Source organism: Domibacillus mangrovi, assembly GCF_001906925.1.
Lineage (GTDB): Bacteria > Bacillota > Bacilli > Bacillales > Domibacillaceae > Domibacillus > Domibacillus mangrovi.
The window spans coordinates 156,169-182,858 of sequence record NZ_MRWQ01000008.1; the positions used below are offsets into that span (position 1 = coordinate 156,169).

At 42.0% G+C, this 26,690-nt stretch carries 18 protein-coding genes and 1 pseudogene; 10 read left to right on the plus strand and 9 right to left on the minus strand.

What is annotated here, in order from left to right; all coding sequences use genetic code 11:
* The first annotated feature begins 152 nt into the window (after positions 1 to 152).
* The 4 genes from secA2 to BLL40_RS10810 all read left to right on the plus strand — a co-directional run bounded on the left by secA2 (position 153) and on the right by BLL40_RS10810 (position 6,188).
* Positions 153 to 2,504, plus strand: coding sequence for an accessory Sec system translocase SecA2 (secA2, locus tag BLL40_RS10795; protein ID WP_073711910.1), 2,352 nt, complete (start codon positions 153 to 155; stop codon positions 2,502 to 2,504).
* 5 nt (positions 2,505 to 2,509) lie between these two features.
* Positions 2,510 to 3,412: an accessory Sec system S-layer assembly protein gene (locus tag BLL40_RS10800; protein ID WP_073711911.1), complete on the plus strand. Its 903-nt coding sequence runs from the start codon at positions 2,510 to 2,512 to the stop codon at positions 3,410 to 3,412.
* Between the two features lie 271 nt (positions 3,413 to 3,683).
* Positions 3,684 to 5,129 (plus strand): MBOAT family O-acyltransferase, encoded by a 1,446-nt coding sequence (locus BLL40_RS10805; RefSeq protein WP_073711912.1) that lies wholly within the window; start codon positions 3,684 to 3,686, stop codon positions 5,127 to 5,129.
* A 12-nt stretch (positions 5,130 to 5,141) separates the two neighbouring features.
* Positions 5,142 to 6,188: a hypothetical protein gene (locus BLL40_RS10810; protein WP_073711913.1), complete on the plus strand. Its 1,047-nt coding sequence runs from the start codon at positions 5,142 to 5,144 to the stop codon at positions 6,186 to 6,188.
* A gap of 33 nt (positions 6,189 to 6,221) precedes the next feature.
* Here the strand turns inward: BLL40_RS10810 and BLL40_RS10815 are convergent, their stop codons facing one another.
* From BLL40_RS10815 to BLL40_RS10825, 3 genes are all read right to left on the minus strand, one after another.
* Positions 6,222 to 7,487 (minus strand): C40 family peptidase, encoded by a 1,266-nt coding sequence (locus tag BLL40_RS10815; RefSeq protein WP_073711914.1) that lies wholly within the window; start codon positions 7,485 to 7,487, stop codon positions 6,222 to 6,224.
* Positions 7,488 to 7,610: 123 nt separating this feature from the next.
* Complete coding sequence (locus tag BLL40_RS10820; protein WP_073711915.1) at positions 7,611 to 9,614, minus strand: penicillin-binding transpeptidase domain-containing protein; 2,004 nt, start codon at positions 9,612 to 9,614, stop codon at positions 7,611 to 7,613.
* A 78-nt stretch (positions 9,615 to 9,692) separates the two neighbouring features.
* Positions 9,693 to 10,115 carry a hypothetical protein gene (locus tag BLL40_RS10825; protein ID WP_073711916.1) on the minus strand — a complete coding sequence of 141 codons (423 nt, stop codon included), beginning with the start codon at positions 10,113 to 10,115 and terminating at the stop codon, positions 9,693 to 9,695.
* Positions 10,116 to 11,378: 1,263 nt separating this feature from the next.
* Between BLL40_RS10825 and BLL40_RS10830 the strand changes: the two genes are divergently transcribed.
* Complete coding sequence (locus BLL40_RS10830) at positions 11,379 to 12,521, plus strand: MFS transporter (RefSeq protein WP_073711917.1); 1,143 nt, start codon at positions 11,379 to 11,381, stop codon at positions 12,519 to 12,521.
* Positions 12,522 to 12,603: 82 nt separating this feature from the next.
* Positions 12,604 to 13,731, plus strand: a complete 1,128-nt coding sequence (locus tag BLL40_RS10835; protein ID WP_073711918.1) for a M20 peptidase aminoacylase family protein — start codon at positions 12,604 to 12,606, stop codon at positions 13,729 to 13,731.
* A gap of 37 nt (positions 13,732 to 13,768) precedes the next feature.
* Here the strand turns inward: BLL40_RS10835 and BLL40_RS10840 are convergent, their stop codons facing one another.
* The 3 genes from BLL40_RS10840 to BLL40_RS10850 form a co-directional block, all read right to left on the minus strand.
* Positions 13,769 to 14,356 carry a protein kinase family protein gene (locus BLL40_RS10840; RefSeq protein ID WP_245797936.1) on the minus strand — a complete coding sequence of 196 codons (588 nt, stop codon included), beginning with the start codon at positions 14,354 to 14,356 and terminating at the stop codon, positions 13,769 to 13,771.
* A gap of 171 nt (positions 14,357 to 14,527) precedes the next feature.
* Entirely contained in the window at positions 14,528 to 15,283 is a 756-nt protein-coding gene (locus BLL40_RS10845; protein WP_073711982.1) for a LysM peptidoglycan-binding and 3D domain-containing protein, read from the minus strand.
* A gap of 398 nt (positions 15,284 to 15,681) precedes the next feature.
* Positions 15,682 to 16,239, minus strand: coding sequence for a 3D domain-containing protein (locus tag BLL40_RS10850; protein ID WP_073711919.1), 558 nt, complete (start codon positions 16,237 to 16,239; stop codon positions 15,682 to 15,684).
* 233 nt (positions 16,240 to 16,472) lie between these two features.
* Between BLL40_RS10850 and BLL40_RS10855 the strand changes: the two genes are divergently transcribed.
* From BLL40_RS10855 to BLL40_RS10865, 3 genes are all read left to right on the plus strand, one after another.
* Positions 16,473 to 17,135: a hypothetical protein gene (locus tag BLL40_RS10855; RefSeq protein ID WP_073711920.1), complete on the plus strand. Its 663-nt coding sequence runs from the start codon at positions 16,473 to 16,475 to the stop codon at positions 17,133 to 17,135.
* Between the two features lie 271 nt (positions 17,136 to 17,406).
* Positions 17,407 to 18,747 carry an RNA-guided endonuclease IscB gene (gene iscB, locus BLL40_RS10860; RefSeq protein WP_073711921.1) on the plus strand — a complete coding sequence of 447 codons (1,341 nt, stop codon included), beginning with the start codon at positions 17,407 to 17,409 and terminating at the stop codon, positions 18,745 to 18,747.
* A gap of 88 nt (positions 18,748 to 18,835) precedes the next feature.
* Entirely contained in the window at positions 18,836 to 20,095 is a 1,260-nt protein-coding gene (locus BLL40_RS10865) for an efflux RND transporter periplasmic adaptor subunit (protein ID WP_073711922.1), read from the plus strand.
* 126 nt (positions 20,096 to 20,221) lie between these two features.
* On the opposite strand, the gene BLL40_RS10870 is transcribed toward BLL40_RS10865, so the two are convergent.
* From BLL40_RS10870 to serC, 3 genes are all read right to left on the minus strand, one after another.
* The gene (locus tag BLL40_RS10870; RefSeq protein ID WP_083566492.1) at positions 20,222 to 23,626 is read right to left on the minus strand and encodes a S8 family peptidase; all 3,405 of its coding nucleotides are present in this window, start codon (positions 23,624 to 23,626) and stop codon (positions 20,222 to 20,224) included.
* Positions 23,627 to 23,775: 149 nt separating this feature from the next.
* Positions 23,776 to 24,936, minus strand: a complete 1,161-nt coding sequence (locus tag BLL40_RS10875; RefSeq protein ID WP_073711984.1) for a phosphoglycerate dehydrogenase — start codon at positions 24,934 to 24,936, stop codon at positions 23,776 to 23,778.
* Between the two features lie 22 nt (positions 24,937 to 24,958).
* Complete coding sequence (gene serC / locus BLL40_RS10880; RefSeq protein WP_073711923.1) at positions 24,959 to 26,056, minus strand: 3-phosphoserine/phosphohydroxythreonine transaminase; 1,098 nt, start codon at positions 26,054 to 26,056, stop codon at positions 24,959 to 24,961.
* Positions 26,057 to 26,614: 558 nt separating this feature from the next.
* Here serC and BLL40_RS18235 point away from each other — a divergent pair.
* A pseudogene (locus BLL40_RS18235) lies at positions 26,615 to 26,686 on the plus strand (zinc-ribbon domain-containing protein); the annotation flags it as partial.
* Between the last annotated feature and the right edge of the window lie 4 nt (positions 26,687 to 26,690).

The following is a 26,690-nucleotide window of genomic DNA, read 5'->3' on the forward strand; positions in this document are numbered from 1 at the left end:
TTTTTTTTACAATTTCATCTCAACTTCAATAATTATAAAGGTAAAAGCATTTTATATCCATCAAAATGACGAAAAAGCACCTTATATTTTCTTTTAGTTCGTCTTTTGATAAGATAAGTGGATGGAACGTTCTCCAAGGGAGTGAATAAAAAATGGTCTCTTTATTTCGAAAAAAAAGTGCCGGTGACCGGCAGATTAAATCATACAAAAAAACAGTCGATCTCATTAATGAACTGGAATCAACAACAGCTGGACTGACCGATGAGCAGCTACGGGAAAAAACAGCTGAGTTTAAAAAAAAGCTGGCAGGCGGCGCATCTGTTGATGATATTAAAGTAGAAGCATTTGCTGTCGTTCGCGAAGCTGCTAGACGTGTTCTCGGCATGCGTCATTACGACGTACAGCTAATCGGCGGACTTGTGCTGACAGATGCAAATATTGCCGAAATGGCAACCGGAGAGGGGAAAACACTTGTCGCGTCATTGCCGAGTTATTTGCGCGCACTCGAAGGAAAAGGCGTTCATATTATTACCGTCAATGAATATTTAGCCAAACGCGACCGGGATACGATTGGGCCTCTTCATGAATTTCTTGGTCTCTCTGTCGGCTTGAATTTGCCAATGATGGACCCTTCTGAAAAACAGGCTGCATACCAAGCAGATATTACATATGGTGTCGGAACAGAATTCGGCTTCGATTATTTGCGCGACAATATGGTCTGGCATCCTTCACAGCGTGTACAGCGCCCGTATCATTTCGCCATCATTGATGAAGTGGACAGCGTATTAATTGATGAAGCGAAAACGCCACTCATCATTGCCGGCAAAATGCCCCCCGCAGCCGATCTTCATTATATTGGCGCACGCGTCGCAAAACGATTCATCCGTGATCAAGATTATCAACTTGACGATGAAACGAAAGCAGTCAGCCTGATCGATGAAGGGATTGAGAAAGTAGAAAAAGCGTTTGGTATTGATAACCTGTATGAAATTGAGCATCAAACGCTGTATCACTACATGATTCAAGCCGTCCGCGCTCATGTCATGTTTGAGCGCGACGTCGATTATATCGTTAAAGACGGTGCCATTTTGCTCGTCGATATGTTTACAGGCCGGACAATGGAAGGACGCACACTAAGTGACGGTCTTCATCAGGCCATTGAAGCAAAAGAAAATCTGGAAATTACAGATGAAAATAAAACACAGGCGTCGATTACCATTCAAAACTATTTCCGTATGTATCCATTTTTATCTGGTATGACGGGAACAGCGAAAACAGAAGAAAAAGAATTGCTTGAAGTGTATAATATGCACGTATTTAAAGTGCCAACAAACCGTCCCATTCAGCGCGTAGATATGCCGGACCGTATTTACCGGACGACAGAAGAGAAATATGCAGCGGTGACAGCTGAAGTCCTATCGCGCCACCAAATAGGACAGCCTGTTCTGGTCGGGACAACATCCATTTTACAGTCAGAAAAAATCGCCGATTACTTTACAAAAGCGGGTCTTTCATTTGAACTGTTAAATGCAAAAAGCGTTGAACAGGAAGTCGAGCTCATTTCCCGCTCTGGCCAACGCGGTCACATCACCATCGCCACGAATATGGCGGGCCGCGGGACCGATGTTTTACTCGGCACAGGAGTTCCTGATCTTGGCGGGCTGTACGTGCTCGGAACAGAACGGCATGAAAGCCGCCGAATTGACAATCAGCTAAAAGGCCGGTCTGGCCGTCAAGGAGATCCTGGAGCAAGTGAATTTCTTATTTCACTTGAAGATGATATGTTCCGTCGTTTTGCAAAAGACGACCTTGTGAAACTGGAGAAAAAATTGCAAACGAATAAAGATGGACTTGTGTTAAATAAAAAGATACTTGAATTTGTGGACCGTGTGCAGCGGATCGTTGAAGGTTCTAACTTTGCGATGCGTGAGTACAACTTAAAACTGGATGATGTGATTAATGAACAGCGCGGCGTTATTTTCGGGCTTCGAAACGCCATTATTGAAGACGATACACAACAAGATCGTCTTATCGATCTCATTAAGCGGGCTATCCGAGAAGAAATTGACTTTCATTGCAATGAAGACGTATCTTCTGAAGAATGGCAAATGGACCTTTTATCTGGTCATTTGCAGGCGATGTTTGGCGGACGTGCCATACCTCTTCCAGAAGAGCCTTCCCATGTAAAAGAAATTATTTCAGCTGTTGAATCTGTGACCAATTCGCATATTGAATGGCTACAAGAACAGTACGATCCAAATTGGAATGACTTTGTGAAGCGAATGATGATTTCCAGCATTGATCGCCTTTGGGTTCAGCATCTTGAGCAGATGACGCGTTTGAAAGAAGGAATCGGCCTTCGACATTATCAACAGGAAGATCCGCTGCGTATTTATGCGCGTGAAGGATTGCAGTTATTTCAGAATACATACCGCGAACTGCTTCGTGATATTTCGGTCAAAACCGTTGCATTGTTAAACGAATTGACAAAAAAGGAGAATTAACCGTTATGCTGTCTTTTTTTAAACGAAAAGGAAAATCTGATACCGATTTAAAAAATGATGGACGTGAAAGTTCAATATCCGCCGGTGATGTTACCGGTGATGCAACAGCGTCCAACGAAGAAAATGTCACGACGGCTCTCTCACTTCATCCGTCCACAATTGTGCCAAAAGAACAAATGTATGTGCTCCGATTTTTAAACAATGAGCTGCCGCCGTTAAAACGCAACCAATTGTCACTATCTGGAATTGAATGGACAAAACAGGAAACTGGGTTGGCGGTATCGGCATTTGTCCGCAACACGGTCGAAAAAGAGATTTCACTCGGAGACATCTCACTGCTTTTATTGAATGAAAAAAACGAATTAAAAGCACGCCACACCTTTCAGTTAAGCGAGCTCGGCCTACTGCCGGCTGATTCAAGCCGTCCGTGGACGTTTATGTTCCCTCTCGCATCTGTCAATGAACAGGTGGAACTCGGCAAAGAAAACTGGTCGATCGCGTTTGATTTAACGTCGCAGAAACATAAGCTAGACCTAGATCCACAATGGGAAGAGTCCCTCCCGGCTTCTGAAAAAGAAAAACTTGAAGATTTGGTAAAAAAACTAGGTGCTCCACAAAAAGACGAGTTGAATTTCACCGGTTTAAGCGCTCATTTTCTTGAAAATGGGAACCTCAATATTTCATTGTTGATCCGTAATGGATACGAGCGGAATGTGAACATTGAAAAGCTGCCGCTTAAACTTATCGATGCGGCCAGCGATATAGTAGCTGAAGGTCAGTTTAATGTCGGCAATCTTGAAGTGCGCGCCAATACAACAAAACCATGGACATTTATATTTCCCGCTTCTCTTATGAAGAAAGAACACCCTGATTTATCAAGATGGAGTGTACTCGTGACACAAACATAAAGAACCGGCGATTTTTCGCTGGTTCTTTTATTTTAAACAGGAAAAAGCACCTGCCACATGGACAGATGCTCACAGCTTTTTACCAACCTTATTCTTGAAAACGAATTATTTTACATACAAAACGGAAACTATATGTTTATTTTACCATATTTTTATTGACTTACAACTATTATTTTATTGAATTTTTCACACATACTGCCTTATTGTCCAATAAAATAAAATATAGTATTATTAACGCTATCGTTAACCGTTTCTCTCTGGAGGAGATCCAATGATTTTTAATTCGTTTGAATTTATTTTTCTCTTTTTACCTATTGTTCTCATTGTTTATTTTCTATTGAACAAATGGAATTTTACTATAGCGAAAAGTTGGCTTCTTGTCAGCTCATTCTTTTTTTACGGCTACTGGAGCCCCGCTTACTTGCCGCTTATTTTCCTGTCACTTGCTGTTAACTTTTTGACCGGTCATTATCTGAGCAAAAATCATCCAGATTCACGCCGCAAAACAATGTTGACACTCGGTATTCTTTTTAATGCCGTGTTGCTTGGCTACTTTAAATATTACGACTTTTTTGCGGAAAATGTGAATGTTCTGTTTGATGCAAATATCGAATTAAAAAATGCACTGTTGCCGCTAGCAATCAGTTTTTACACATTTCAACAAATTGCCTATCTTGTTGATTCGTACCGGAAAGAAACGAGCGAATATAACTTTTTGAATTATTCGCTGTTTGTTACATTTTTCCCGCAGCTGATCGCAGGGCCAATCGTGCATCATAGCCAAGTAATGGATCAGTTTCAATCGCCTGATAACCAGCGCTTTCAATCGAAAAACGTTGCGCTCGGACTATTCGTCTTTAGCATCGGCTTATTTAAAAAAGTCGTCATTGCTGATACATTTGCCGTTTGGGCAAATAAAGGCTATTCTATGTCAGAATCACTCACATTCGTCGACAGCTGGCTGACAACACTTGCGTATACATTCCAGCTATACTTTGATTTCAGCGGCTACTCCGATATGGCCATCGGTTTAGGCCTGCTCTTTAATATTCACTTGCCACGCAACTTTTTTTCGCCATATAAAGCCACAAGCATTCAAGATTTCTGGCGGCGCTGGCATATAACACTGTCCAACTTTTTAACAACATATATTTACATTCCGCTTGGCGGCAACCGGAAAGGACGCACACGCACCTATCTCAATATTTTCATCGTCTTTCTCGTCAGCGGCTTCTGGCACGGTGCCGGATGGACGTTTATTATATGGGGAGTCATGCATGGGATGGCAAGCATGGTGAACCGGGCTTGGGCATCTTCAGGACGAGCATTATCTAAACCTATTGCCTGGCTGTTAACATTTTTGTTCGTCCATCTATCTTGGGTATTTTTTCGGTCGCCGGACTTGCTGACAGCCGTCTCCGTTCTCCGCAGTATGGCTGGATTCAACGGTGTACTTTTGCCAAAAGAGTTCATCCAATTTCTCGATTTACCGATCGGCAGTGTGCTTCTATTCCGCTTCGAACTTGGGGCGCCCTTTATTGAAATTGCCATCTGGACGATCATTGCGTTGGTCCTCGTCTTATTTACAAAAAATTCAATTCAGCTGCGTGATGATTTTACACCAAAGCCATGGATTGCCGTTACGACAGCCTGCCTATTTATCTATTCGGCCACACGCCTTCAGCAAGTGTCCGAGTTTCTCTATTTCAACTTTTAAGGTGTGATGAGTTTGAACCTGCCAAGACAATTCATCCTGATTTTCTCCACGATCGTCTGCCTTGTATTGACAACGATTGTGTCATTTAATTATGTGATGGACCCACTCTGGACGTTTAATCAAAAACATACGTTTAATGATTATCAAAGTGTCATTGACGAACGCCTGCAAAAAACGAGTCGCATGTTTTTCCAACCTTTTTCATACGATACGATTTTACTAGGATCGAGCCGCTCCACCTATATTAATCAAAACAAGTTTACGAATATGAACGTCTACAATTTTTCGGTCAATAACCTGTCTATTCGTGAATACGACACGTTTCTCGCGTTTGCCGAACGACAAAGCGATCAGCCGATTAAACGGGTCCTCATCGGTCTTGATTTTTTCAAAACGTCCGTACAAGAAAGCGAACGTCCTGTTTCACTCGTAAACTATGAAAAAAAACTCGACGATCCGCTTTACCGGGCGAAAAATTTATTTTCAATCGATTCCTTCCGGTACTCCGTTCAAAACCTCCGGATGTCCATCGCAAACGAAGTGCAGGCAGATCGCGTCTACAATCATGACAACGTTGCTGCCGCCCGTCACATTTCAGAGGAAGAACGAAACGCGAATACCGCCGAGAAAATCCATCGCTTCAAAGATGAGTTTTACGGTTCGAATTACGTATATAACCCGCGCTATAAAGAGTATTTAACGATTTTCACAGATCGTCATCCAGATGTGGAAACGATCGTATACACAACCCCCATTTCAATGGCTCTTTTTCAAACGCTCATCGAAGAAGGACAGCTAGATGATTATGAACAGTGGCTACACGATGTTGTCGACGTGTTCGGAGGCGTCTATAATTTTATGTATCCGAATGAGGTCACCAATGATTTAACGAATTATTTTGATGGCCATCATTTTTATCCCATTGTCGGTGACAAAATAGCTGAACGGATTAATGAAGGACCCAATGCCCAAAGCTCATTTGGTGTTTATTTGACGAAAGAAAATATCGACAGTCGTCTGGCAGAGATTCGTAAAAAGATAGAGCTGAAGAAATCATGAAAAAACGGCCCATCGCGATGATAGGCCGTTTTTTTAATAGAATCGCTTAAAACTATCAAACTTAGAAGCAAAATAAGAATTATCCATACTTGATACAGTAATCCCTTGCGAAGAACTTGCATGAATAAATTGATTTCCGCCTATGTATATACCCATATGGGAAATACCTTTCTTATAAGTATTACTGAAAAAAACGAGGTCGCCTGCTTTCGGGCTCGAAATTTCGTATGAACGGCTGTAAAACCCTTCCGTATTCGTTCGAGGAACGCTTTTCCCTGCCTGTTTGTATGCATAATAAATGAATCCGCTGCAATCAAAGCCTGACGGTGATGAGCCGCCCCATACGTACGGAACACCGAGCATTGAATTGGCAATGCTAAGCAGGCCCGCACTCGAATAAGAACCAGCAGAAGACGGATTGCTTACATTTGGTGGATTCATTGGTGTTTCTTCTTTTGAACCGGCTGCTACTTTTAACTTTTGCCCAACAAAAATCACATCTGACTTCAAACTATTCATTTGTTTTAACGCAGACACGGTCATTCCATTTCGAGAAGCGATCATACTGAGGGAGTCTCCGCTTTTCACTATGTACGTGCCGCCTGTTGTAGAAGGAACAGTCGTAGATGGTTGACTTGTCGTTGGTGTTGATTTTCCGCTCACTTTCAGCTTTTGACCGGCATAAATCACATCCGACTTTAAACCGTTTAGCTGCTTCAATGAGGCTACCGTTGTTTTATAGCGGGACGCGATTATACCGAGGGAGTCTCCGCTTTTCACTGTATACGTGCTAGTTGAAGTTGTCGTTGTAGACGGTTTACTCGGTGGCGTAGTCGTCGGTTTTGGTGCTGTGCCGCTCACTTTTAGCTTTTGGCCGACATAAATCAGATCCGACTTTAAACCGTTCAGCTGCTTCAATGAGGCTACCGTTGTTTTATAGCGGGACGCGATTATACCGAGTGAATCGCCGCTTTTAACCGTATACGCAGAAACAGCGGCTGCTGATACGACCGTTGATTCTTCCATCTGTTCTTCTACTTCTCGTTCTGTTTCAATTGCCGCATATACCTCTTCCGCCTGCTCTTCTTCTGACACAATCAGTTCATCATTAATTGAAAGGCGATCAGACGATAACCCATTCATTTCCATCAATTGAACGATAGTGATTTTATACTGATTGGCGATGCTGAATAGCGTGTCTCCTTCTTTTACTGTGTACAGTTCTGAAGCATCCGCAACGGCGGCCGCCCCTGTTGAAATAAAGGCAGCTGTCGTTAATGAAACAACCGTTTTATTCATTCTATCGCTCCCCACTTTCTTTAAAACATTTTCCTGTATATATCGACATATTCTTTTTTATTCAGAAATTCCCTTTCTTTTTCCCGAAAACAGGTATATAGTTTCGGTAAATATCCTTTATTTTCATAATGATCGATGCTCTTTCCATTTCAAAAATAAACCGGCCGCTTGATCGACAGCTAATTTACTGCCGCCCTTTCCGGCTACATCTTCTACGTGTATGGCAAGAACAAAATCGGGCTGATTCGCATCATAAGCGACAAATAGACCATTTTCTTTGCCCGTCGTACCTTGTTCTGCTTTTATTTCAGCTGTACCTGTTTTTCCGGAAATCAACATTCCCTCTATGTTTGCCGCTTTTGCCGTTCCTTTTTCGACAACACCTCGAAGTCCTTTTTGTATGAGCACTGCCTGTTCTTCTGTGACAAGTTCTTTCTTCCAGACAGACGGTTCTTCCCCCATCAGCAATACAGGTTTCATCATCGTGCCTCCGTTTAAAAACGGACCATATGCTGATGCGAGATGAGTCATACTTGTCAATAATTCCCCTTGTCCGTATCCACTATCTGCAAGTATGATGTCGCGATCAAATTCACCACTGTTGGAAAGCTGTGATTCTCGCAGGGGATACTCAAATGGAAACTCTTCACCGAATCCGAATGCTTGCAGCCCACTTTTCATCTGCTCAGCACCTGTATCAAGTGCTGCCATCGCAAAATAAATATTATCCGACGTGATGAGTGCTGATTCTAACGTAACAGGTGCTGTAGATGCACTGACTCGTGTGACATGGTATTGGCCCCATGATGAATCCTTTTGCCACTGAAGCCCTCCAATTTCTTTACCTGCCGCTGGATCAAGTTTGCCTGCTTTCATAGCTACAGCGGCTGTAATCGGTTTAATGGCTGAACCTGGAGAATATGCTCCTACAAACCGATTTAACAATGGCTGAAGCGGATCAGCCTGCAGCTCTGCATACCGATCACCCGCAATACCGCGCGCAAATTCATTCGGATCAAATGATGGAGATGACAAGATGGCAAGTACTTCCCCCGTTTTCGGATCGACTGCTGACGCTGTACCCGCCGTTCCCGCCATTTCTGAGTAGAGCAGCTTTTGCAGTTCTGCATGAACCGTCACCTGTATGTCCTCGCCATTTTGCGGCTCTGTTTTTGCGATAACGACCGGTTCCTGTTTTTCTTTTTCAATAAATATTTGCACACCATCTGTCTCACGAAGTTTTTTTTCAAAAAGCTGTTCAAGACCGCGTTTGCCAATTTGGTCGCCTTCTTTATACCCGCCTTCATTTTCTTTCATCTCTTCCGCATTCACATCGCCCACATACCCCGTCAAATGGGCAGCCGCTGCTCCATACGGATAGACACGTACCGCTTTAGCTGATGCTGTTGCTCCTTGGATGGCTGTTGCTTTTTCAATAAGCGCTTCTTCTTTTTCCGCTACCGTTTTTAGCGGAACAAAATAACCGTCCTGCACCCAGCTTTGCGTCAACTGTTTATTAATTTCTTCCACAGACATCGAAAGTAACTGGGCAAGCTGCTGTTTCCCTTTGTCATCCATCTTCCCCGCTGTCGCGCCAATTTGAACCGCTCTTCCATTTACAGCGAGTGAGCTTCCATTCCGGTCGAAAATGCGGCCACGCTCCCCAGGCAATGTTTGGATGCGGACTTTTGCGTCTTCTTCAAGTTTAGGTAAAAAGTAGGACGGATCCCAGTCAATCATCCAAGCTTTTCCTTCTTCTGTTTCTTCTAGCTTCATAACCACTTCTTTTTTAAACGGGATATCCCCTGCGATCGTGCTGATTTTTGCTGAAAAAGAAAGCCTTGCTGTTTGTTCATTATCTTTTTGAACGTCTTCTTCGTCCGGCAGTTTGACAGCAGATGACTTAATTTCTAAGTCATTCGTTAGTTTTTCATAGCGGTCTACAAACTCTTGTTTATCCATATTTTTTTTCGTTTCCGCTGAAAAATACGTGTACATGCTTTCTAAATCACTTGTCTTCCAAGCGGCCGCATATTCCGCAAGCCGTTCTGCAGGCGACGCTGGTCCCGAGCAGCCGCTCAACCATAATACTGCCAATAGTGAAATAAGAACGGGAATTCTTTTCATTTTATCCACCTCTTTATCATCTTTTTTTCATTATAGCAAAATGAAAAAGCAACCTTTGAAAAAGCAGGTTGCCTTTGATTATTTTGTATAAATTGAAACCGTACGAACAGTCTTATTTTTAATTAGGATATTTTCGCAAATAGATCGAACAGATAAAAACTGAAACATGTTCCCTTTTCGAATAAAAAACTGGCTGGCAATAGATGAAATTGTTCTAGCTGATAAATAAGATGGTTTGATCGCAGTAACCGTAATGATCCCTTCCTTTAAACAATAATGGATCAATAATTCTTTCCAAGTATCACTTTCGGTTGCTGTAATTTTAATTGCCCCTTTTTCTCCAAGCGGCCATTCAAGGTCCATCGCATAAGATGGTTTGATAAATTCAGCATCAACAACGACATTTTCTTGAAACAGTGTCATCAATCGAATGCAGCATTCTGCATTTTCTTCCGTTGAAAAAACAAGCATCTCATCTCCACAACCCTTGGACCTATTCATCACTAGACCTCCACACCTATATAATGTGTAACATCTACCATTTCGACAAATTTCTCCAACTTCCTTCGTTTTTTCATCTCTTTTTAGCATATTTTATTTTTATTCATCCCTTACCTGCTTGAAATACTGGGATTGTTGACTTTTTGAAGGGGTTTCATAACATGCCATTGAATGAATTATCGAGACATTATCAAAAAAAATCCCGGGCGTATCCCAACACGAAATGGCTGTACGCTTAATTCGAAATATGAGCAGGGTCGCGCTACGATTGACAGCAGTACGCTAACTAAAATGATGAATGCCTATAAAGTGAGACTTCATTCAGTGGGGGTTAGGTTCACACGATGTGAATCATGCAGATGTTGTCACAGGACATGACGATCTTAGTCTGCGTTCCGCTATCCCCACTGAATAAAAAGGAACTCAAGTAAAGAGCGCCGCGTCCTGCGGCCATACTTGAGTGACCGGCTTCAGCTGTCCCGAACCAATCGGGCTTTTACGGGCAGTTGATCCCCCGCTTATCCTTCTTTTCTTTTCGATGTCTTGAAGCGAGGGTCTTACTGCCCGTTAATGCGGGATCAAATACTGCAACCCACTTTAATCGATTCTTTATTTGAAAAAAATAATGATCAACTGATCTCTATTCACGAACAGAGAAACAATATTTTTGAAAAAGAAATGATTTTTCCGAGCAATTGTTTGATGAATATCCGCTGCTAAAGCGGGAATTATACCGCCTATCAAATATGAACAAAAAAGAGCGGGAAAAGCATGCAAAAGCGATCGCTTCGATGATTTAAGCCCATTTATCTGTTCAATAAGAAACCGTTCTGACGATATATGTCAGGACTGTTTTTTCATTTTGTGCCCGCGTATTGCTTATTTTCCGCTATAATGGCAAGTAGTGAAACGTCCAAAGATAGGGGTTTACTGCCCGTTAATGTGGAATAAAGTGAAACTTCATTCAGTGGGGGTTTTTTCATCCCCCACTGAATGTTAGTTGAACCAATCGGGCTTTTACGGGCAGTTGATCCCCCGCTTATCCTTCTTTTCTTTTCGATGTTTTGAAGCGGGGGTCTTACTGCCCGTTAATGCGGGATAAAGTGAAACTTCATTCAGTGGGGGGTTTTCATCCCCCACTGAATGTTAGTTGAACCAATCGGGCTTTTACGGGCAGTTGATCCCCCGCTTCTCCTTCTTTTCTTTTCGATGTTTTGAAGCAGGGGTCTTACTGCCCGTTAATGCGGGATAAAGGAAGATGATATGATTTATAAAGCACAGTTTTGGCTCTCGATCACCTATTTCGCTTTTTACTTTTCATGGGGTGTTTTCATGCCCTATTGGAACGCATGGCTTATTTCTGAAAAAGAGATGACCGTTGAAGCTGCCTCTTCGCTCATTGCAATCGGATTTCTTGTCAGAGCTGTTTCCACTTTTTTTGCCTATCCGGTACTCAGTGCAAAATATTCAGCAGGTCTGCTGTTAAAATGGTTCACCATCATGACCGCTTTAACAGCGATGCTATTCATTCCAGCTTCTGGATATGTAACGCTCCTCACGGTCATGATTTTATTCAACTTTATTTATCCGATTATCATGCCAATGGCGGACAGCATGAGTGCACTGTTAATGAAAACAGACCGCATCCATTACGGAAAAAGCCGTTCATGGGGGTCGATCGGCTACATAGCCGCCGTACTCTTCATCGGTATCGCAACTGCTTTTTTTACTGATTCCGCCATTTTGTATATTTTGATTGCCAGTACGCTGTTTATGATTGCCACAGCATTTTATTATACACCGCCTGCACTCCGTGAACGCGGCGACTTGCGACGTGTTCCATTTCGGCGTCTATTTCGCTCAAAACGATTTATGACAGCGCTTATCATTTGCGTCTTAATTCAAGGTGCTCATGCCGCCTACTACAATTATGGTGTTCTATACTTGCAGCATCTTAGTGTAGACAGTATCTGGATCGGTGTCATTTTAAATATTGCGGTTGCGGCTGAAATTCTCTTTTTTAACGTAGCCGATCGCTTTTTACGTCATACAAGTGTTCCCATGATGTTTTTCATTGCGGCGATCGCCGCTGTTGTTCGGTGGACACTCATGTTTTTATTTCCGTCCGTTGCCGTTTACCTATTCGCTCAATTATTTCATGCGTTAACATTCGGGCTCGCTCATTACGCTTTTATCCGGTTATTATATGAAGAATTCGATTCATCAGAAATTCCGGCTGCTCAAGGTGTATATTCCTCTTTTGGCATGGGACTAAGCGTGGCCATCTTAACATTTGGAGCAGGATATTTATACGAAATTTATCCACAGCTGGCATTTTTAGGCATGGCGATCATCGCTTTACCAGCTGTATTTATTAGTTTTATCTTATTAAAAGGAAAAAGATAAGGATTTTCAGTCATTTCCCAAGCCAAATGTGTTGTTTTGGCTTATACTATAGAGAAAGAATTACCGGGGGGAGGGCTTGCTGATGGCTCAAACGGACATATTATTTGAAAATAGACTGCTTGAGATTTTCGAACATTTGCATGCACATCCAGAAATAAGCTGGAAGGAAATCGAAACGACGGCTTATATTTCGCGATTGTTACAAAGTGAAGATATTCGTTCATACACATTTGATGACTGCACCGGACTCATTGCCGAAATCGGCTCCGGATCTCCTGTTGTCGCTGTACGCGCAGATATTGATGCGCTCTGGCAACAAGTAAACGGGAAGTTCCGTGCCAATCATTCGTGCGGGCATGATGCTCATATGTCAATTGTTATTGGAGCGTTGTTGAAATTAAAAGAAGAAGTCACAGAGGGGACGGTTCGTTTTATTTTCCAACCCGCTGAAGAGACAGGCACCGGCGCCTTAAAAATGGTCAATAAAGGTGTCGTGGATGATGTCGATTATTTATTCGGTATGCATCTGCGGCCGATTGAAGAAGTCCCATTTGGGAAAATCACGCCATCTGTTTATCACGGTGCGGTGGCATTTTTAAATGGAAAAGTAATCGGAGATGATGCACACGGTGCCCGGCCATATCAAGGTGTGAATGCCATTGAAGTACTGTCTTCACTCAGCCGCCAGATGAATACAATCAACTTTTCACCTTTTGAACCGTACTCAGCGAAAATGACACGTCTGGAAGCGGGCGGACAAAGTTTAAATATCATTCCTGGATCCGGTAAGTTTGGGCTGGACGTACGTGCACAGCGGAATAAGATTTTGTTAGAACTTCAAAAAGCCGTTGAACATAAAATTGAACAAATTAGTATGCTTTATGAAGTGAAGATTGATTATGAATGGATGGATTTCACGCCGGCAGCAGAAGTATCAAAAGATGCAGAAGCCTTTTTGCGCAAAGGAATTATCGAAGTAGCGGGAAGTGAAGCACTTGCTGAACCGCTCATCACACCAGGAAGTGATGATTTTCACTTTTATACCATTAAACGCCCTCATATTAAAGCTGCCATGATGGGCCTTGGTTCGGATCTTGTTCCAGGTCTTCATCATCCGAATATGACATTTGACCGACGTATTATTAAAATCGGTGCTGATGTACTGGCAGCCAGCGTGAAATACGCACTCAAAAACGATAATAGTTCGTAACGACCAGCCGCAGTGACACATTCGTCTCTGCGGTTGTTTAAAGGTGTTGAATGATCTCGGTTTTTTTTCGATGAACAGGCAGAAGCCGTTTTTTATACATGATACCGATCATATTAAGCAGCCACTTCGGCATTCGCTTCGGAAAGAATGGCTTCGTATAAAATTGAGTATATGCATGTTTAATATCTTCCCAGTTCACGCAATCTTTCGTCTGACGGAACCTAGCGACATCAATAAGCGCTATTCTTCCCTCTCGTGTGATCATAATATTTCGCAAATGAACATCAGATGGATTCAACCCTCTTTTTCGCGCAGCTTGCAGTGCTAGATCTGCTTCCTGAACAAGTTCTTCTGAAATAGCAATTCCTTCTTCCAAACATTGAAATAATGTTTTCCCATCGATCCAGTCAATGACAATATACATCTCGCCCGATTCATGAAGTTCCGGGTAGTTTGGCAAACCGGATAATAATCGATAAATTTCAGCTTCTTCTTTTGCAATATACACTTTGTCCGGATAGAAGACTTTTAACGCTTTGTTCGTTCCTTGAATGCGGTACACGACAGCACTTCGCCCTTCGCCTTCATATAGCAGCCGTCCGTCATGCATACTCGGTTTCCACATCCCTTTTTTCCTCCGAAACTGTACACTTTGCGCCAAATGTTTATAGCGTTTCAATGTCATTCCTCATTTCTTCTTTCTATTATTATATACATCAATTGCCTAAAAATCGATGAATGTGCATAACAAAAAAAATCCTTCCCTGCTAGGGAAGGCTCTTTCACTATGATTTTGTTAGTTCAAAATTGTGACGTTTACAGTACGTACACCCCAGCTGTTTGCTGCATCTGTTGTTGCTACGTGAAGGTCAATTCTATTTCCTTTGATCGCGCCGCCAGTATCGCCTGCAATCGCTTCCCCATATCCTTCAACGTATACACGTGAACCTAATGGAATCACATTCGGGTCAACCGCGACGACTTTTTTGCTGCGGTCATTGCGAAGATCGATGCCTGTCGCTGTAATCCCTGAACAGCCCGCGCAATCAGCTGTATAGGCTGTTGCTTTCATGGCGATTGTATTGCCTTGTGGTGCAGTTGTTGTTTGAACAGGTGCTGCCTGCTTCGCTTGTGCCACTGGTGCTGAAGCTGCAGCCGTCGGTGCTGCACTTCCATTTCCTCTCGTGGAAAGAACGTCACCTGGGTAAATCATATTAGACGAGAGACCATTGATTGATTTTAATGAATTCACTGAAATGCCATGTGCTGATGCAATTTTAAATAATGTATCGCCTGCTTTAACTGTATATGTACCGTTGTTAGAAGAAGCTGACGTTGAACCTGTTGTTGAAATAGTATCGCCTGCATAGATCATGTCGGACGAGAGACCGTTGGCCGCTTTCAATTGATCTACTGTTGTACCATTCTTTTGTGAAATGCTCCAGAGTGTATCGCCTGGCTGTATTGTATATGTGCTAGCTAATGCAGCGGTGCCGAATAGGCTCCCACCAATTACTGTCGTTGCTGCAAGTGCCATGATTTGTTTCTTCATCATAGGAAAACCTCCTGGATTGTTCCTGCCGGCATAACGGGCATGCGTACGCAAGAATTTGGTTAAAGCTAGTACCTCTCCGTGACTATAGGGACGACTACAAAGCCCACATAAGATGGGGCATAAAGACATTAGTTGCGACAAGACCGTCGCACACTATTAGTTCTTGTTCCTTTTATATATAAAAGCGCTCAACGCTCTACTGCGTCTTCCGCTAACGAGACTCATTGTATCACGCTTAGGAGCGTAATGATTTTAAAAGGAGATTACGGTTAGATGTATGAATGTGACATAACTGTTACAAGCGAGCGTTTATGTCGAATCTGTCATATAATTGAAATATGCCGCGTTTTTGCAAATAAAAAAGGAGACTTGTAATCAGTCTCCTTCCAAAAATCTTATTTTAAAATTTGCACTTTCACTGTGCGAACGCCCCAGTTTTTTGCCTTTTGAGACGTTGGCATATGAACATCAATTTTATTTCCTTTAATCGCGCCGCCTTTGTCACCAGCAACGGCTTCCCCGTATCCTTCTACATACACTTTCGTACCGAGTGGAATGATGTTCGGATCAACAGCGATTACTTTCGCATTCGGGTTTTTCTTTAAGTTAATGCCTGTTGCAGTAATGCCTGAACATCCTCTGCAATAAGCTGTATAGGCTGTCGCTTTAACCGTAATTTCTTTTACTGCATTAGTTGTTTTATTTTCTTCGGCTGGAGCTTTCGCACTTGTTGCTGCCGCTGTTTCACCAATTGTCAGCTTCTGACCAATTTTAATAAGATTAGAAGATAAGTGATTCCATTTCTTCACTTGATCAACTGTTGTTTTATATTGATTTGAAATTTTATACAGTGTGTCTCCCTTTTGAACGGTGTGAGTAGCGGCCATTGCTTGAGCCGCAGAAGCTGAGAAGATCATCAATGCAGCTATAATTGACATTGCCATTTTTTTCACGAATAATTTACCCCCTAGTAGTTGTAACATTGTACCAATTGTAGCACTCTACTATTTCAAGACTATTACACTAGGATGTTCGTTTTGTTACATTAATATTTCAATTGAACAATAATTCTGATATTTTTAAAATATACCAGTTAGCATGATTTATATTGGTTCATGTGTTCATAGTTGTATATAATATAGATTGATATTTGTTTTGCTTACTCTATTTGATGGGAGATTTTAAGATGGCTTACCGGCTTCAGCTTTTTAAAGGGCTGTTTCGCTCTACCGATCAACTTTATCAGCTATCTCAAGCCGAGAAAATTCGCGGTTTATGGACAAAATTTTCACTGTTACTTTTAGGCAGTGTTCTCTTATCCCTGCTTGCCGGTTATCTCGGCATACAAAGTGAAAGTGTTTCCACTTATATGGCCGAATCCGATACGTCTACATATGAATGGCTAAAAGTGCTTTTTGCAGCGGGCTCCGTTCTATGGGGGCTGTTATTTCCGTTGTTTTTTATTTTCATTCCGGCATTATTATTCTGGACATTTCTTGAAATTGAATTTAAAAAATTAGTCGCCTTGCAATGTATCGTCTTAACCATTTATTTAATTGAATATGCACTTTTAATTGCATGGAACGTGTTTTTCTCCATCCCGCGCGATTCCTCTCCTTTCTCACTTGGTGTTGTCGCCCAATATGCAACGGAGAATATCATTGCCATCCGTTTCTTTAGCTTTATTACGATTTTCCAAGTATGGATTCTCGTGATCCAGTATCGCTTCCTACGCACCTCTGAAGCGAAAGGAGCCCGCTTCGTTTTTCTCATAGTCTTCTTAACGGGCCTCGCATTCTGGATTTTATCGACCTTATTCACATCCATTCATGTCGAGAATTTGTTTTAAGTCAACTACCCACCACTTAATCCCTAACAGGCTTTAAAGTGGGGTCTTGAAAAAGTCCTGGTTGTCTAGCCTTAGTCTTTGATGACTACGTTGGGACCGCCTCTAGCGGGCTTGCATGATGTTGTGCAGGTGCGAATACGGCTTGGTATGATTCCCTAGTACCTCTGCCGTTCAGGCTCTGTAAAAACGCTGATTGGGAAAGTGCGGTCAACCTGGTGCATAAAGCGAACCAACATGGGCGAAGGGAAAATCACTCCAAGGAGGACAAAACGTGCGCGTATTTGTCAAAAACCAACGCGGAGAACCGCTTATGCCGTGTTCTCCACGTAAATCAAGAATGTTGCTCAAAGAAAAGAAAGCCCGAATTATTCAGTATCGGCCATTTACGATTCAACTCACGATCGCAACAGGTGAAACCGTACAAGAAAACAACCTGGGTGTTGATGTAGGTTCAAAGCATGTGGGTGTTGCCGTTACATCTGGCGAAAAAGTATTGACCAAAGGTGAAATCGAACTGCGTCAAGATATAAAGTCTTTACTGGAAACACGAAAAACGTATCGAAAAAGCAGACGGAATCGTAAAACACGATATAGACGTTGCAAATTCAAGTATAAAACGAAACGGATATATGATCTCAAAAAGAAAAAGTGGATGAAGAAGAAACTCACATTCGAATCTCCTCGACTAAAAGGATGGCTGCCACCGAGCATTCAAAGCCGAATAACGAATACGTTTTTTTGGATCGATCGTTATCAATCCTTGCTGCCCAATTGTCGGCTGCACATCGAAGTGGGTAAATTTGACGTTCAAAAAATGATGAATCCCGATATTAAAGGTAAAGATTATCAAGAAGGGGAAGCCTTTGGGTATTACGATGCGCGTTATTTCGTGTTAGCCCGCGATCAATACACGTGTCAGGTCTGTAAAAAGAAAAACAAGATTTTTAACACGCACCACGTTATTTATCGAAGCCACGGAGGAAGCAACCGTGCGGATAACCTCATAACCGTCTGTACAGACTGTCACACGCCTGAAAACCACCAAAAAGGAGAAATCTTTTGGGAGTGGATGATCAAGAAAAAGAAAACCAAAACGTACAAGGAACCGCCTTTTATGAACAGCTTACGCATTCGAATATCCAAGCGTTATCCTGATGCTCACATCACCTACGGAAGTGTCACAACGCCGCACCGTAAAGTATTGGGATTGGACAAAACACACTATAACGATGCCATTGCCATGACGGGGATCGAAACCATCAAATTGAATCCGAACGAACGCTTCCTGATTAAACAATTTCGAAAGAAAAAACGCTCACTACACGAAGCAACGGCTCGAAAAGGACGAAAAGCAAAAAACATCACACAAAAACGAAACGAGAAAAACACGAAAGAATCCAATGGTTTTCACCTGAATGACGAGGTCAGAACTGCTTGTGGAAAACGCGGATTTATCAGCGGATTCACAGGTAAAACCGCTTGTTACGTCAAGTCAATAGACGGGGAATATATCGTGATCAAAGGAAAAACGCATAAACAACAACCGATAAAAAGCCTTACTTTCATTCGACATAACGGGAATTGGCAATATCAAATAAAAGAAAATACATAAGGGCAAGCAATTCCTCCCCCACCTATCCACTACGTTCCTTGAGGGGGTCTCCTTGCCCGATTATGTTGAAAGTGGTGACTAGAACACATTGAAAAAAATAAGAAAACAAGTATGGTTGGCGGCCGGCGCAATCATTATTGGGGGAAACTTGTATTTAACTTTTAAAGAAGATAGCAAAGCAGACCGTACAGAATGGCTGCATGAATGGGACCGGGCATCCACAGGTGATGTTGTCCAATCCTTTTCAACAGAAGGCGTTGTCGTACCATCCGATGAATATCCAATCTACTTGGATGAAAGTATCGGTTCACTCAAACAAGTGCTCGTAAAAGAAGGCGATGCTATTCAACCGGGTGATTCATTGTTTGAATATTCATCAACAAACATCGATGAAGAAATTGACCGTTTAACGGCAGAAAAAGAACAGACGCAGCAGCATATTTCACTCATCGACAATCAATTAAGCCAGTTGCGCGTGTTATTGTCACAAGCGGAGAGTAAAGAAAGCAACAGGCAGACTTCAACGAGTACAAATAGTACAAACGATCACGATAGCAACACGACCATAATCAGCTCGGGTGACGCCAGCACAACGATTGAAAATGAAATTTTGCAGCAGGAAACAGAGAAACAAAAGCTGCAGGAAGAAACAAAGAAATATGACAAACTAATTTCCTCGCATGAAGCGAAGAAAAGTACTTTGATTGTTAAAAGTACGAATGAAGGCTATGTAAAAAAAGTGGATTCAAGCTTGAACAATCCGCTTCTAATCATTAACTCGTCTGTTCCAGCAGTAGAAGGTGTTTTTGATGAAAAGCAAGTACAAAAAGCGGCAGCAAGTCAACGCGTTGAAGTAACGGTTGATACAACAGCCGAACAGTTTGACGGAGCGCTTGTTACCGTCAGTCAATACCCTGAAGAAGAACCATCTGTAAAACGACGAAGTCTATATCCGTTTTCAGCACAGCTAAGCGGTATTGAATCTTCTGACCTGTATCCTGGTTTGAAAGCGAATGTGAATGTTATTACGGCAGAAGCACTTGAAGCGGTCACAATTCCCGGCACATCCATTTTAAAAAGCAATAAAAAAACATATGTTGTCATTATGAACACACAAGGGAAACTGGAACGCCGCCTCATTGAAACAGACTTAACCGTCGATGGTATTTTTCAAGTAACCGACGGTGTTGAATCAGGCGAAGCGATCGTCGTTCACCCACATGAATTAGTGATGAAAGGCGGTCCGTTCATTACACCGATTCATGCAGCTCATGTAAAAAAGAAGACGTTTAATGATTTATCCCGTACAGATAAAATGAAATATATATTAATAGGTGTTTTATCATAATCCATACGCATTCTGCCTTCATTGCTAGCAGAATGCGTATTTTTTATTCTTTCCCTTCTTATCTATCATTCTTTCAAAAAAATTGACAAAAAAGCCGCTAATCAACGGGTGATCAGCGGCTGCTTTTTACTTTTTCACAATTAATTCATACGGTGCAGTAGAAGCTGTACCGTTTGCTTCACTTAGTTCGATAAAATACTTCCCTTTCGCGAGCTTTAGTGTACCGATTTCTTCGTCGTTCTGACCATAGCGGTCAAACGCGGCGACGAGTTTTCCTTTTTCATTATACACTTCCACAACGCCATCCAAGTTTTGTCCGGCTGTGAGAGAAAGCGAAACCGTCCCTTCTTTCATCATGTTTAGTAAGAAGTGATCTGTATCACCGAATGGAACGCCCGCGTTAAAGTACCCGCGCGCCCCATATTTGCCGTTCACTGTTTTCAGCGGAAGTGGCTTCGTCGGTACATGATTGACGACTTTCGCATCACCGTCAGCAAACTGATTAAACGTCGCCCCGACTTTTATTTCATACGGTTGCAAGCTTGGGCCGGTTGGCAGGAATGAATTAACTTCTATAAAATATCCTGTCTCTTCTTTCGCCGCAAATGACGTATTCACTTCCGGTTCAATAATAAATGAGAGTAGATCGGGACCGAAGACAGCAGCCTGTCTCATTTCATCTGGATCCATTACCTTATCTCCATTCGTGTCTTCCACAATTGCACCGCTGAAAATATGTTCTTGACGCAGTTCATATGGAATGCTTACTTTTTGAATAGCTGTAAGCGCAGACGATGTAATATCAAGTGTATGAACGCGTGCTTTTCCATTATTCATAAAGTAGTAATAATCGATATCACCAGCTTGCACGAAGTAGTTTTTATATGATTTCCCAGCCTTAATGTCTAGCCCTTCTTCCGGCACGTTTTGATCATTATCCATTTCTGCCGGTACGTTTGCGACTTTTTTCGACTTAAGCACATATGGATCTACTGAAATATTATATAAGTTATTCGTCAACTGGATAACGTATGTCGTTCCTTTTTTCAAGGCAATATTTAGTTCTGGTGAACGGCCCTTTCCATCAAGTAAACCCATCATTAAGCCCATTTCGCCGCCGCTGTCGTACACAGGTACAAGTGACTTTGTCTCTTCGTCATATTCCATGAACGTCATCGATGCAAGCTGACTGTTTCCTTCATTAATCGAAAATTGATAAATGCCGTCCACTGAAGGCGTTAAACGGTAATAATCTTCATCATATTCCATCTGGAAATAACCACTTTTATCTTGACCGATTGTGTAAGGTAGAGCTTTTTCCATTATGATGGCATCATAATTGTCTTCACCTTCCTTTTCATTGATCAATGAATCTTCTTTTATTTCACCATATTCACTTGGCGAAATCTTTTTATTTAATAGAGCATCTTCAAGCGTATCTTCTTTCGGCAATCCATCTTCGTCGGCCGGTATTTCACGTTCTTCCACATTCATCGTATACGGATAAGCAGATGAACGATATGCCCCTCCATTCATCTCATCAATATCCATCGATAATAAGTCAAGCAGCGATCCCCCAAATAAATCATTGCTGAATGTGGCATTCGTTACATTAATATGGTAATCGACTCCCGGTACAGCCTGGAATGACAATGTCTCCCCTTCATTAGTGGCACCATTGTTTGTATACGCAATTTCGTAATAGCCTCTTTCCTCTTCACTTTCTTCTATTATGGAAGCCGATACCGCAGAATCGACACCTGGCAGTCCTGAAATCGAGACAGACAACAATTTCGGCTCCTCCACAGACAGTGTAAAATAATCTGTATCCGGTGCTTCTTCTTCATTTGTATACATGGTGAAATCATGTTTCACAAATGGCAGTGATGTAATTGTAATTGGGTTTTCTTCCGAAGTCGCGTCTGGTGTAATGGGTTCTACTTTTTCCGCCATCAATGTGAAAGATGACTTACCAGATTCACTGTAATTGCCGTTTGAATCTTTTACACCTATTAACAATGTACCTAATTCGGCTGCTGTATATAAGTTACCTTCTTGTTTACCTACACGTGTTGCATCTACATCGCGTACATATTCCAGTTCCCCATTTTCCGGTGCAAAATATAACTCCATCGCATAATCGTAGCGGTGACTTCCATTCAGCACAGTCTGGACATGCTCACCTTCTGCAAGATTCACCTTATACCAGTGCATCGCGCCCGGTGATGTAAACGAACCTGTAAATGTTTGTTTACCCGATATGACTTCTTCCGCTGTTTGAAGTAATTCTTCTCCCGATTCTTCAGGACGAGCCGGCAGTTGGCTTATATCAAAAGTCAACGCGTTAAGCGGATTGATTAACCCGTTACCATACGTTAAATCATACCCTTTTTCACCAAGATCGGTCGCCGTCTTTTCTAAAATATATTCAATCTCAAAAGCCGTTAATTCAGGGTATTTCGATTTCAATAAACCGGCTGTCGCAGCCACCATTGGCGAGGCCATTGACGTACCGGTCAAGCGGTCAAATTTGGACCCTGATTCTGAGCCATAAGCTGTGCTGTAAATATTTTCACCTGGTGCCACCACATCAACCGATGCGCCGTAGTTGGAACTGTCAGACAGCTTTTTGCCTCCATCCACATTGCCGACGCTGATCACGCCAGGGTATGCTGCCGGATACATAGATGTATCTGTTGACGCATTCCCCGCTGCTGCAACGACAACGGTACCTGAATCAATGGCATATTGAACCGCTTCCTGGATGAGCGGGGATGGCATATAGTCACCAAGACTTAAATTAATGACATCGGCTCCCTTATCAACGGAATAAACGATGCCGTCTGCAATCGTGTAATCATTTGCGCCTATACTTCCATTGAAAACATCAACTGGCAAGATTTTTGCATTTGGGAATACACCGTGACCTCCGAGCCCGTTATCTTTTACAGACGCAATAATGCCGGCAACGTGCGTCCCATGCAAATCACGGACCGGATTTCGAGCTGGCTTAACCGCATTGTATGGCGCAAGTAAATTTGCTTTTAACTCAGGGTGCTTATAATCAACACCGCCGTCCACAACGGCTATCGTTACATCATTTTTACCGGCATATTGAAGTGCCTTGTCCATATTTAAAAGGGCTAGGTGATCCATTTTGCTTTTTTTCGGATCCGATGTGGCAGCCAATCGTTTATATTGCACACTCGGTGTCATCGCGACAATTTCAGAACGCGTTTTATAGACATCGAGCACATCACTTAATTTTTTTGATTTGGGAATGTGAACGACATCATACCCAAGGGACGGCAGACGTTTGATGATTGCGACACCGGCCTTTTTATGTACACTTTTTGGTAGCGCTTTTGAATATTTAATAACGAGTGTCTGTGAATCGGTCATTTTCTGATCTTGCTGTGCGGCTTTATACTGCGCTTCTTTTTGTTCAGCCGGTGTTTCAGCAAGTACGGTTCCCGGTATGATGAGCGCGGCACTGACGGCTGCGGCCATCATCTTTTTCCAATTGTTCACGATGAATCCCCCATTCTCTTAATCTTCTTTCTATCATACATCTAAAAACGAAAATTAGTTTCATCTTTTTTCATTATTTTGAATATTTTTCTTACCATTTTACGCATAAAAAAACAGCCCTGAAAATAAATTCAGGACCGTTTATTTTATTAAATAATACGGGCTAAAATAACGCCTGGAACATTTAATAATTTTTCCGTTAAACTAGGGACAACTTCACCATTTACTTGGTTATCGATGTCAATCAGTGTATACGCGTAATCACCTTTACTGCGGTTGACCATGTCCGCAATGTTCAAGCTGTACTCAGACAATACACCTGTAATTTGACCAACCATATTTGGTACATTTTTGTGTGCAACGGATACACGGCGTTTTCCTGTGAACGGAATTTCAACGTTACCGAAGTTGACTGAGTTTTTAATGTTGCCGGTTTCTAGATAATTTTTCATCTGAATAGCAGCCATCAACGCACAGTTTTCTTCTGACTCAGCTGTTGATGCACCTAGATGCGGGATTGGAATGACATTTTTCATGCCCAATACATTTTCATTCGGGAAATCTGTGATGTATTTGCCCACTTTTCCGCTATCAAGCGCCGCACGCATATCCTCTTCATTGACGAGCTCGCCGCGGGAGAAGTTCAAAATACACGCACCATTTTTCATTGTTTTAAACGCTTCTTTATTAAACATGCCTCGTGTATCTTCTGTAAGCGGCACGTGAACTGTAATATAATCACTTGCTGCAAATAGCTGTTCAATCGTTAAAGCACGCTGTACATTGCGTGATAAGTTCCATGCTGTATCAACAGAAATGAATGGATCAAACCCGATGACATCCATATCAAGGTCTAACGCATTGTTCGCAACGAGTGCGCCGATATGACCGAGACCGATAACACCAAGTGTCTTTCCTTTTACTTCGCGGCCGACAAATTGCTTTTTGCCTGCTTCCACAAGTTTCGGAATCTCATCGCCTTGTCCTTTTAATTCTTTCGTCCAGCTTACACCGTCAAATAAATTACGGGAAACAGCCATGATCGTTGTTAAAATTAATTCTTTCACGGCGTTTGCATTTGCACCTGGCGTATTGAACACGACGACTCCGCGCTCTGTACATTCTTGAACCGGGATGTTGTTCACACCTGCACCGGCGCGAGCGATTGCTTTTACATTTCGATCAAGTACTGTGTCATGCAAATTGGCACTGCGAAGTAAAAGACCATCTGGGCTATTCGTTTCATCGTTCACTTGAAAGTTATCAGCATTTTCAAATACATTTAGACCAACATCCGCAATATTATTCATTGTTTTAATCGTATACACGTTTTTACTTCCCTTCTTCTGTTGAATGAGTCTGTTCGAATTTTTTCATAAATGCAACGAGCGCCTCTACACCAGCAACTGGCATCGCATTGTACACACTTGCACGCATACCGCCGACAGAACGGTGACCTTTTAATGTCTCAAGACCGACTGCCTTCGCTTCTTTCACGAATAATGCATCGAGTTCATCGCTCGGAGATACAAATGGAATGTTCATGAGTGAACGGTCTTCTTTTTGTACAGGTGAACGAAAGAATGCAGATGTTTCTAAGTAATCGTATAAAAGAGCCGCTTTATCACGATTGATTTTTTCCATCGCTGCAATACCGCCGCGCTCTTCCAGCCATTCAAAAACGAGCTTCGCTACATACACACCAAATGTCGGCGGTGTGTTGTAAAGCGATCCGCTTTCTGAATGTGTTTTGTAATCAAGCATAACCGGAACAGATTTTCCTGCTTTACCGATTAAATCTTCACGAATAATGACGATTGTTAAACCGGCCGGACCGATATTTTTTTGCGCACCGGCATAAATAAGACCAAATTTCGAGACGTCAATTTCTTCCGACAAAATATTTGATGACATGTCCGCTACGAGCGGTACATTTCCTGTGTCCGGAATATGGTTAAAAACCGTTCCTTCAATTGTATTATTTGTCGTAATATGTACATAATCCGCTTCTGCGTCAATCATATCCGCTGTAATTTCTGGAATGTAACTATAATTTTTATCTTTTGAAGAGGCAATGACGCGAACTTCTCCATACTTTTGCGCTTCTTGAATCGCTTTTTTCGACCATGATCCTGTATCCACATAATCCGCTTTTTTACTGCCTGCAAACAAATTCATTGGGATCATCGCAAACTGCTGGGATGCGCCACCTTGAAGAAATAACACTTTGTAGTTATCCGGAATGTTCATCAACTTGCGAAGAACCGCTTCCGCTGTTTCAATGATATCTGTAAACCATTTTGAACGGTGGCTCAGTTCCATAACAGACATGCCTGAACCTGCGTAATTTGTAAGCTCTGATTGCGCTTTTTCCAGTACCTCAAGAGGCAGCATAGAAGGACCGGCTGAGAAATTATACACTCGTGTCATCATTTTTCTCCTTTATTCGTGTTATTTTTAGGTATTTAAAAAATTTGTACTTTTTTGTACTTTATTGATATCCGAATTATAAAATAACACGGCGCACATATCAAGGGCAGTTCACCTATCTTTTCAATGAAACCATCATTGTTTCCGCTTACATTGCCTGTTTCAAACGCTGTTTTTATTTACGAACATTTTGTTAATTTTTCATTTTTTCATTCGCTTTTTAGTCTAAGGATATCTTTTATCCTTACAATTTCCATAATTTATATAAAGTGAAACTTCATTCAGTCGGGGTTAGGTTCTCATGCAGACGTTGTCACAGGACGTGACGATCTTATTCTGCGTTCCGCTTATCCTTCTTTTCTTTTCGTAGTCTTGAAGCGGGGATCTTACTGCCCGTTAATGCGGGATAAAATAGTCTGTATACAGTGAAAAAACTTTGACGATTTAGGCCGTACTGAATATACCAATACTTGTTGAAACCTTTATATAGGACAGCTTTTTTTGTCATTTCAAATCGAAATAAATGGTATATAATGAAAATAAAATAGTTCGATTGGAGTGATTTTTTTGTACTGTTCAACATGCGGTGCTGAAATAAGTAGCCGTACCCGATTTTGTCCGGGATGCGGTTCAA

Excerpts from the sequence above, each read along its gene's own strand:
- BLL40_RS10835 (WP_073711918.1), top strand. The coding sequence starts at position 12,604 with ATGGCTCAAACGGACATATTATTTGAAAATAGACTGCTTGAGATTTTC.
- BLL40_RS10840 (WP_245797936.1), bottom strand. The coding sequence starts at position 14,356 with ATGTGGAAACCGAGTATGCATGACGGACGGCTGCTATATGAAGGCGAA.
- BLL40_RS10815 (WP_073711914.1), bottom strand. The coding sequence starts at position 7,487 with ATGAATAAAACGGTTGTTTCATTAACGACAGCTGCCTTTATTTCAACA.
- BLL40_RS10800 (WP_073711911.1), top strand. The coding sequence starts at position 2,510 with ATGCTGTCTTTTTTTAAACGAAAAGGAAAATCTGATACCGATTTAAAA.
- BLL40_RS10830 (WP_073711917.1), top strand. The coding sequence starts at position 11,379 with ATGATTTATAAAGCACAGTTTTGGCTCTCGATCACCTATTTCGCTTTT.
- secA2 (WP_073711910.1), top strand. The coding sequence starts at position 153 with ATGGTCTCTTTATTTCGAAAAAAAAGTGCCGGTGACCGGCAGATTAAA.
- BLL40_RS10825 (WP_073711916.1), bottom strand. The coding sequence starts at position 10,115 with ATGAATAGGTCCAAGGGTTGTGGAGATGAGATGCTTGTTTTTTCAACG.
- BLL40_RS10855 (WP_073711920.1), top strand. The coding sequence starts at position 16,473 with ATGGCTTACCGGCTTCAGCTTTTTAAAGGGCTGTTTCGCTCTACCGAT.
- serC (WP_073711923.1), bottom strand. The coding sequence starts at position 26,056 with ATGACACGAGTGTATAATTTCTCAGCCGGTCCTTCTATGCTGCCTCTT.
- BLL40_RS10805 (WP_073711912.1), top strand. The coding sequence starts at position 3,684 with ATGATTTTTAATTCGTTTGAATTTATTTTTCTCTTTTTACCTATTGTT.
- BLL40_RS10875 (WP_073711984.1), bottom strand. The coding sequence starts at position 24,936 with ATGAATAATATTGCGGATGTTGGTCTAAATGTATTTGAAAATGCTGAT.
- BLL40_RS10845 (WP_073711982.1), bottom strand. The coding sequence starts at position 15,283 with ATGAAGAAACAAATCATGGCACTTGCAGCAACGACAGTAATTGGTGGG.
- BLL40_RS10820 (WP_073711915.1), bottom strand. The coding sequence starts at position 9,614 with ATGAAAAGAATTCCCGTTCTTATTTCACTATTGGCAGTATTATGGTTG.